At 58.2% G+C, this 6,339-nt stretch carries 8 protein-coding genes; 4 read left to right on the top strand and 4 right to left on the bottom strand.

All coding sequences use genetic code 11. The features are described from left to right. Positions 1–676, top strand: a 676-nt coding sequence (locus tag KBZ04_RS13295; RefSeq protein WP_254992385.1) for an ARC6/PARC6 family protein, incomplete at its 5' end; no start/stop codon positions are given. 1,134 nt (positions 677–1,810) lie between these two features. On the opposite strand, the gene KBZ04_RS13290 is transcribed toward KBZ04_RS13295, so the two are convergent. The 3 genes from KBZ04_RS13290 to KBZ04_RS13280 form a co-directional block, all read right to left on the bottom strand. Further along, on the bottom strand, positions 1,811–2,080 hold the full coding sequence (locus KBZ04_RS13290) for a hypothetical protein (RefSeq protein ID WP_254992384.1): 270 nt from the start codon (positions 2,078–2,080) through the stop codon (positions 1,811–1,813). Positions 2,081–2,490: 410 nt separating this feature from the next. Beyond that, positions 2,491–3,177 (bottom strand): thermonuclease family protein, encoded by a 687-nt coding sequence (locus tag KBZ04_RS13285; RefSeq protein ID WP_254992383.1) that lies wholly within the window; start codon positions 3,175–3,177, stop codon positions 2,491–2,493. Then, positions 3,152–3,400 (bottom strand): hypothetical protein, encoded by a 249-nt coding sequence (locus KBZ04_RS13280; protein ID WP_254992382.1) that lies wholly within the window; start codon positions 3,398–3,400, stop codon positions 3,152–3,154. Before KBZ04_RS13280 ends, KBZ04_RS13285 begins: the two co-directional genes overlap by 26 nt. Before the next feature lie 552 nt (positions 3,401–3,952). Between KBZ04_RS13280 and KBZ04_RS13275 the strand changes: the two genes are divergently transcribed. The 3 genes from KBZ04_RS13275 (at position 3,953) to KBZ04_RS13265 (ending at position 5,581) form a co-directional block, all read left to right on the top strand. After that, positions 3,953–4,657, top strand: a complete 705-nt coding sequence (locus KBZ04_RS13275) for a pentapeptide repeat-containing protein (RefSeq protein ID WP_254992381.1) — start codon at positions 3,953–3,955, stop codon at positions 4,655–4,657. Positions 4,658–4,690: 33 nt separating this feature from the next. Next, complete coding sequence (locus KBZ04_RS13270) at positions 4,691–4,825, top strand: hypothetical protein (RefSeq protein WP_254992380.1); 135 nt, start codon at positions 4,691–4,693, stop codon at positions 4,823–4,825. Between the two features lie 135 nt (positions 4,826–4,960). Continuing rightward, positions 4,961–5,581: a nuclear transport factor 2 family protein gene (locus KBZ04_RS13265; protein WP_254992379.1), complete on the top strand. Its 621-nt coding sequence runs from the start codon at positions 4,961–4,963 to the stop codon at positions 5,579–5,581. 7 nt (positions 5,582–5,588) lie between these two features. Here KBZ04_RS13265 and KBZ04_RS14305 read toward each other — a convergent pair whose 3' ends face one another. Beyond that, complete coding sequence (locus KBZ04_RS14305; protein ID WP_315860121.1) at positions 5,589–5,759, bottom strand: hypothetical protein; 171 nt, start codon at positions 5,757–5,759, stop codon at positions 5,589–5,591. Between the last annotated feature and the right edge of the window lie 580 nt (positions 5,760–6,339).

Here is a 6,339-nt window from a genome sequence, read left to right as displayed (position 1 = left end):
CGGTTCAATTAAGTCTTTCCTTCCTGTCATTGTCGCTTTTGTTCTTTTTGGTGTTTTTGCTTCCCTATGTTTCTGGTTTATCCTTCGTTCTAATTCTCGTTCGCATTCCACCTCATCCCCTGAATTGAATGAATTACCGATAAGATCACCCGTCTCTCCTTTTCAGTCTGCGCCTTCCAAGCGCTATGCCCAGCTAGCTCCAGGCTTTCCTTCAGGGGGTGCGAAGAATTCATCATCATCTTCATTCTCTGGCGCTGCATCTCCTGTTCCGTCAGGCGCACTTGATGCGGCAACAGCCAGAGAAGTGGTTGAACCATGGTTGCAGTATAAAAGCATTTTGTTTGCGCCTCCTTATGATAAATCTAATCTCGATGCTTTTGTCGCAAGTCCTGGTCCTCTGCACTCGGATATTGTCAAGCCTGGTGGGACTGTTGAGTGGCTTAAATCACATCAGTCCTCTTACAAGTATAACGATATCAAGGTTCTTGCTGTTTCCGACTTTCGGCAGTTTGGTCGGCGTGCATCTTTAGTCTTGCAAATTCTCGAAGATCTCGAGCTGCATACCCCTCAAGGCGTGGACAAGGCCAGGTCTGGACGTAATTCGCAAACTTGGGTGTATGATCTCGAGTTTCAACATGGCAAGTGGTTAATCTATGACTTCAAGAATGATATTTAGTCTGTCTAGGGTCCTTTACGGGTTCAATTAGTGGCTCGCGACAATTCTTGGATCTATGGCAACTGTGTGCTTTCATGCATCCGTTGTCTAGATTGACCGTTCGATTCTTTGTCTTCACTTTCTGGTCTCATCCGTTGTTCCCTAGTTCTATGGCATTGGCGATCATAATCTTAGGTCTTTTGTGACCTGTTTTGATTTACTGTTGATCTTATGCACGTTGTTTGGTCGGATGGAAGGCTTGAATCTATGCGTTTTGGCTATCCCTTCAGTCTCGGTTACAGTCAGGGATCAGCTGGTTCAGATTCTGCACGGCGTGGCAAGCCTTCCCAGGAAATCTAGATTACAACATAGGCCGGTCAGCAGGTATGAGCAGTTTCTGATGGATGGTTTTCGATTCTTTCTTTTCTCATCCTCTGCTGATTGTGAAAATTCTTTGTGGGCCTCAGTTGGACTGAGTTCATTGTTTCTTGGAGCTTGAATGACTCACCTGCTCTAGGAGGCTGTTAAAAATGCCGCCAATCTGAGCTTTTCCTCGGCCATTCCCCGGGGTTCTGGAGCGATGTCATGCCGCCCCTCTTATCCGCACACCCGGGGGCTTCAGGTCATGACCAATGCGTCGTTACAGCGAGGCCGTCAAGGCTGTTGTACGCCGGCTGATGGGGCCTCCCCAACGTGTGAGCGTGGCGGAGATCTCTCAGGTGCTGGGCATCCCGGTGATCACTCTTTACATGTGGTGAAATACCTGGCGTTTGCTGGGAGAGGTTGTGGAGGCCACACAGAGGGATCCCTAGGTCTTGGGCCCTACCGATCAGTTCACGGTGGTTACTGAGACCGCTGGCCTCAAAGACACCACCCTCAGCGCCTACTGCCCCGCCAGAGTCTGAGCTCGAAAGGTTCGCAGCAGCGCCGGTTTCGGGTCGGTATTAGCAGCCCTTTCGACTGAATGAGACTCTTGTCAGGCCAAGTGATCCGGGTGGCTTCGTTGCCTCATGAGTTGTTTTTTCGGTCCTAAACTGGGCCACCGCAAGCGGTTGACCATCAAGCGGCGCGTCGCCGATGGGGCGGCTGATGGGGGTCATGAAGGCCCGCCGGCTTCGTGGTCGCATTGATGCAGGCGAGCGCCACCGCCAGCTGTCAGGTTTTTCTGGCGTGCTGCTGCAGTTCGCTGAGGCTGCTGATCAGTTGGGCCAGCAGCTCGGGGCGTTCGATCTGCCAGTCAGCGTTTAGTTCGTTCCTAGCCAACATCAGCAGACGGTCAGCAGACCGCACGCTCATCCCCCAATCTTCCGCGGCCAGGGCGAGCACTTCGTAGCAGGTACCGCCCTGGGCGAGCAATTCCACCACGGCGGCGATGCGTCGCTCCAGCGTGGTTTGACTGGTTTGGGGTTGGGTGCCGCCCCTCATTCTTTCCACCGAGGGGCAGGGGCGGTGGTGGGGGCCTCACTGCAGCTCCACCGGTGGAGCGATCTCATCGGGTGCGGGGTTGGACCAAACGATGCGGCATGGCGTCTCGCAGCGCTCTTCGTGGTGGTTCGACACGTTGCCTTTGCTGATAGGTCGCGGCGCGACGGCAGGGCGATCGGTGCCGGCATTTGTTACTGTCAGAGACGGGCAGGGCTGACGGCCAGCAGGCCCGGTCGGCGGTGTCGGGGTAGCCGGGCGATGGGATGCGAGCGACCCGCCAACCGAGGCCGCAGCCGACAGATAAGCCTTTGGTGGGCCTTGCGGTCGGTGAGGGTCTCCAGCACCAGGTCCAAAGAGTTGGCGTCAAGCATTGAGGGGGCAGCATCTCCCCTCAGGGCTCCCGGCACCGGTCAGCGCAGCGACTGACAAGCCACCCCATCTCCATCCCTATCGAGGTAGGTGTGCCCTTCCCGCAAAAGCTGTTGGGCCTTTGCAAAGCTGCCGATCTCAGAGCAGCGGTAGCGAACGCCTGTAGGCATGGCCCTCGGCGGCGTGGTCCTCACAGGGTTTTGTCCAGAGGGCTTGCTGGTGGATGCACTTCCAGTTCGTAGGCCCCGGCGGAAGTCCCATGGTCGGGTGATCCCGCCGGGGTCAGCCCAGACGCCGAGCCGTGCCCTCTCGGCTTCTCGTTCCGCCTTGAGGTAGGCGGCTGCATCGCATTTCGCGAGGTACTGGCGATAGGCGAATGCCTGGCCGGAGCGAACCATCCTCAGGTTGAGGCTCTGCCCATTTCGCAGGATGTCGGCCACGGTGCGCCCGTAGCGGTCTCGGTCCTTCATGACCAGCTGCACGGTTGCCCCGATTGGCGCTATCTCCTGCAGCAATCGACGGGAGGCCATCCCGTAGGGCGCTTGGGCTGTTTCCGGCGCGTCGATGCAGGCCAGCCTGATCGTGACCTTCTTCCCACCATCTTCGACCCGGAGGGTGTCTCCATCGCCCACTGAAACCACCGTTGCCGCAGCGGCAGGGCCAGCGAGGAGTAGCACTGAGGCGCACAGCGCAAGGGCGCGGCTAAGGCTTGGCAGCTTTCGCTCCATCACACTTCGCGTTCTTCTGGATCGCAGCATCCTTGGTCGAGCGGCAGAGGTACTGGGTGCTGCCGTTGCTTTTCTGAACCTTCTGCCAATAGAAGCCACCTGGGCTGGGCTTTCCTTCGGCGACCACCTTTGCACCGGCTGGTAGCGGAACCAGGGTGAGGATGGCCAATGCCGTTGCAAGCAGGACTGGGAAGCGCATCGTGCAGAAGTTGTCTTGGAGCATTCTCGCTGACTTGTCCGCCCCAGGGAACCCTGTAGGCAGTCGCTCAACCCCCATGCCCCGCTACCTCTGGCACCTCGATCCCGACGGCTGGCCCATCGAACGAATCGACACCCTCACCGGCGAGCATGTCCCGGTCTTCACTGGCCGGCCTGAGGAGATGCGCCTCCCTCAAGATGGTGGGCGCCCCTTGGCGTGCATCTTCCCAAGGGTCTCAGGGGTGGCCGGCTTTGACTGGGCCTAATGTCAGTCAGTGAGGGGCGCTTGGGCGTGGATGAACGTGCCACACCACCATTGGGCCGCATCCCTCCTTGGCGTTGGAGGCTATGGGGATCCAGGCCACGCGCAGGTGCGACACCGCAAAAAGTGCCCCCGACGGATGATGCGATTAGAGCCCGGGCTGATCAGCTTGCTCAACGCCGCCCTTGGTGCACCGATGAGCAGAACTGGGCGGATGCCAGCCTGGAGCTGAATAGTCCCTTACTCCTCCGGTGGCGGCCGTCTCTGCTGCGCTGGTTAGGCGCGTCAGAGAAGACGGGCTGGGATTGGATGGAAATGTCGCTCAAGCTCTCCGTCCCATTGACGATCGCACTCGGTGGCTGGTTCCTTGGCACTCTCAACAGCAACCGACAGAACGAAATCGCACAGGCAAATCAGAAGGATGCCGTTATCCGTGAATACATCAAAGAGATGAAAGGGATGCTTTTGGATACGAAGGTAGCGAAGGAAGCCAAACGGGCAGGCTCTGAATTGAATGGCGTTGCCCGTGCGCTGACTCTGACGGCTCTCGCACAATTGAAGGGCGAAGGTCCAGAGCGCCGAACACTTGTCTTTCAGTTCTTGCGAGAGTCGAACTTTCCGATCCTTGCAGGTTCCGACAGCAAGTTAGGGGCCAATCTTGTCGGCTATGATCTCCGCGAGACCAACCTCTTCATGGCCAACCTCAGTAAGGCCAACCTGAAAGGGGCTTACCTCAGCAGTGCCAACCTCTTCGCGGCCAACCTCAGTAGGGCCGACCTGAGTGGGGCCAACCTCATCTGGGCCGGCCTAGTCCAGACCAACCTTAGCGGGGCAGACCTCACACGGGCTTCGCTCATCGGGGCCGACCTCAGCGGATCTAACCTTATGGTGACCAATCTCAGTTATGCAGACCTTACTGGGATCAGATGGGACGAAAAAACAGAATGGCCTGCAAAGGAAGCCTTCAAGGGCGCAAGGAACATCCCTCCCGAGCTGAAGAGACAGCTGGGCCTGGTCTGAACTTCGGGGTCTCAACTTTGACTCCCTGGGGGTGTGGCGCTACTGGCGATCGAGCGCCCGCTGCTCCGCCTTCCGCTGGTCCTTGGTGAGCCAGGTGGTGCATCGCCGGTGCCGGGGGAACAGCTCGACGGCCGGGTGGACACCCTGGGGCACAGCGCGCCGGTGTGACTCCACCGTGTAAAAGACCCGCTTGGAGACGCCCGATCAGCGCGCAAAGCGGCGCTCGCGCGGCGGCCTACTACCCGGCAAAATGACCAAAAGGGCGTTTTAACTTCCTATCCGCAAACACAAGGACTAGCGCAGATGACACAGGGTCCCGGAACCGACCAGTTGTCGGGCGGCTTCCCCCGACGGGCCGGCATCGCGGGGGGGGCGGCTACTGCCACAGCCGCGCTGGCGCTGGCGGGTTGTAGCACTGCGCCGAAGACCGCAACCGGTGCCGAGTCGGCCTCGGCCGCAGCCGCGGGATCGGGTGCCGCCGGAGCCACGAACTTCAACGTGACTGACCGGATGGCACTCACTCAGCTGATACACGCCTACGCCATTGAGGTGGATCGCTTCAACATCGACGGGTGGTTCGCGCTCTTCACCGATGACGCGGTGTTCTCGGTCGGCCTGCCGGGCATGGCACCGGTTGAGCAAACCGGCGAATCGTTTCGCAGTTTCTGGCGCACGCGCTTCGGCGATTTCGAGCGCAGCGGCAACAGACGTAAACACCTAATTTCCAACATCCTGTTCGTCGAGCAGACCGATTCCACTTCACACGCCGTCATCAGCGGGCTTATCACCAACGCCAAAGACGGCAAGACTTTCTCGGTCGTCTCGGGGGTGGACTACGAGGGCTGGTTCGTGAAGAAAGACGTTGCCTGGCTCATCAATCGGTGGAACGACCGGCCGGATGTGAGTTTCGACGGCGGGCAGTGACTTGAAGTCACCGTGTTTCCAGCCAAGCGTGGATTCGCTCGGCGACGGCATCCCACTGAGGCTCAAGCATCATGTCGTGTCCCATCTCCGGGGCGTCGATGCAGGCCACCCTGATCGTGATCTTCCTCCCGCCATCCTCGACCCGGAGGGTGTCGCCATCACCGACCGAGATCACCATGGCCGCTACGGCTGGCACAGCAAGGAGCAGCCCTGAGGCGCAAAGCACAAGGCCACGGCTATGGCTTTGCAGCTTTCGCCCCATCACACTGCGCGTTCTTCTGGTAGCAGCATCCTTGGTCGAGCGACAGAGGAACTGGGTGCTGCCATTGCTTTTCTAGACCTTCTGCCAATAGAAGCCGCCGGGACTGGGCTTCCCTTCAGCGACCACCTTTGCACAAGCTGGCAGCGGAACCATGGTGAGAGTGGCTAGGGCCGTTGCAAGCAGGACCCGCTCCAACATTCATGTTTTGACTTGCTTGCCTGCTCATTAACGTCCAAGGACGATGAAACGAGAGTGGTCTATTTCTAAATCTTGAGCTCAGAGGCAGGCCACCGCTGGGGAGCTTCGCGTAATGAGCAGTGAGCGGCTAGCAATCTCATCACGAGAACTGTTATAGTTTTATGGCTGCTGACAGTCAAAGGACTAACATAGTTGTAGGTATGGCGAGGATTCCTTGGAGCAAGAATAGGCTTAGAGAGCTTTTTGACAGCCGAGGATGGGAACACATTGACATTGATGACTATGAAGTGACATCAGC

This window comes from Cyanobium sp. N5-Cardenillas (assembly GCF_024345515.1).
Classification (GTDB): Bacteria; Cyanobacteriota; Cyanobacteriia; order PCC-6307; family Cyanobiaceae; genus Cyanobium.
This window is presented reverse-complemented; position numbering and strand designations above follow the sequence as displayed.

Bases quoted from the DNA above. Each gene is read 5' to 3' on its own strand.
- KBZ04_RS13290 (WP_254992384.1), bottom strand. From the start codon at position 2,080: ATGAGGGGCGGCACCCAACCCCAAACCAGTCAAACCACGCTGGAGCGA.
- KBZ04_RS13285 (WP_254992383.1), bottom strand. From the start codon at position 3,177: ATGGAGCGAAAGCTGCCAAGCCTTAGCCGCGCCCTTGCGCTGTGCGCC.
- KBZ04_RS13280 (WP_254992382.1), bottom strand. From the start codon at position 3,400: ATGCTCCAAGACAACTTCTGCACGATGCGCTTCCCAGTCCTGCTTGCA.
- KBZ04_RS13275 (WP_254992381.1), top strand. From the start codon at position 3,953: ATGTCGCTCAAGCTCTCCGTCCCATTGACGATCGCACTCGGTGGCTGG.
- KBZ04_RS13265 (WP_254992379.1), top strand. From the start codon at position 4,961: ATGACACAGGGTCCCGGAACCGACCAGTTGTCGGGCGGCTTCCCCCGA.
- KBZ04_RS14305 (WP_315860121.1), bottom strand. From the start codon at position 5,759: ATGGTGATCTCGGTCGGTGATGGCGACACCCTCCGGGTCGAGGATGGC.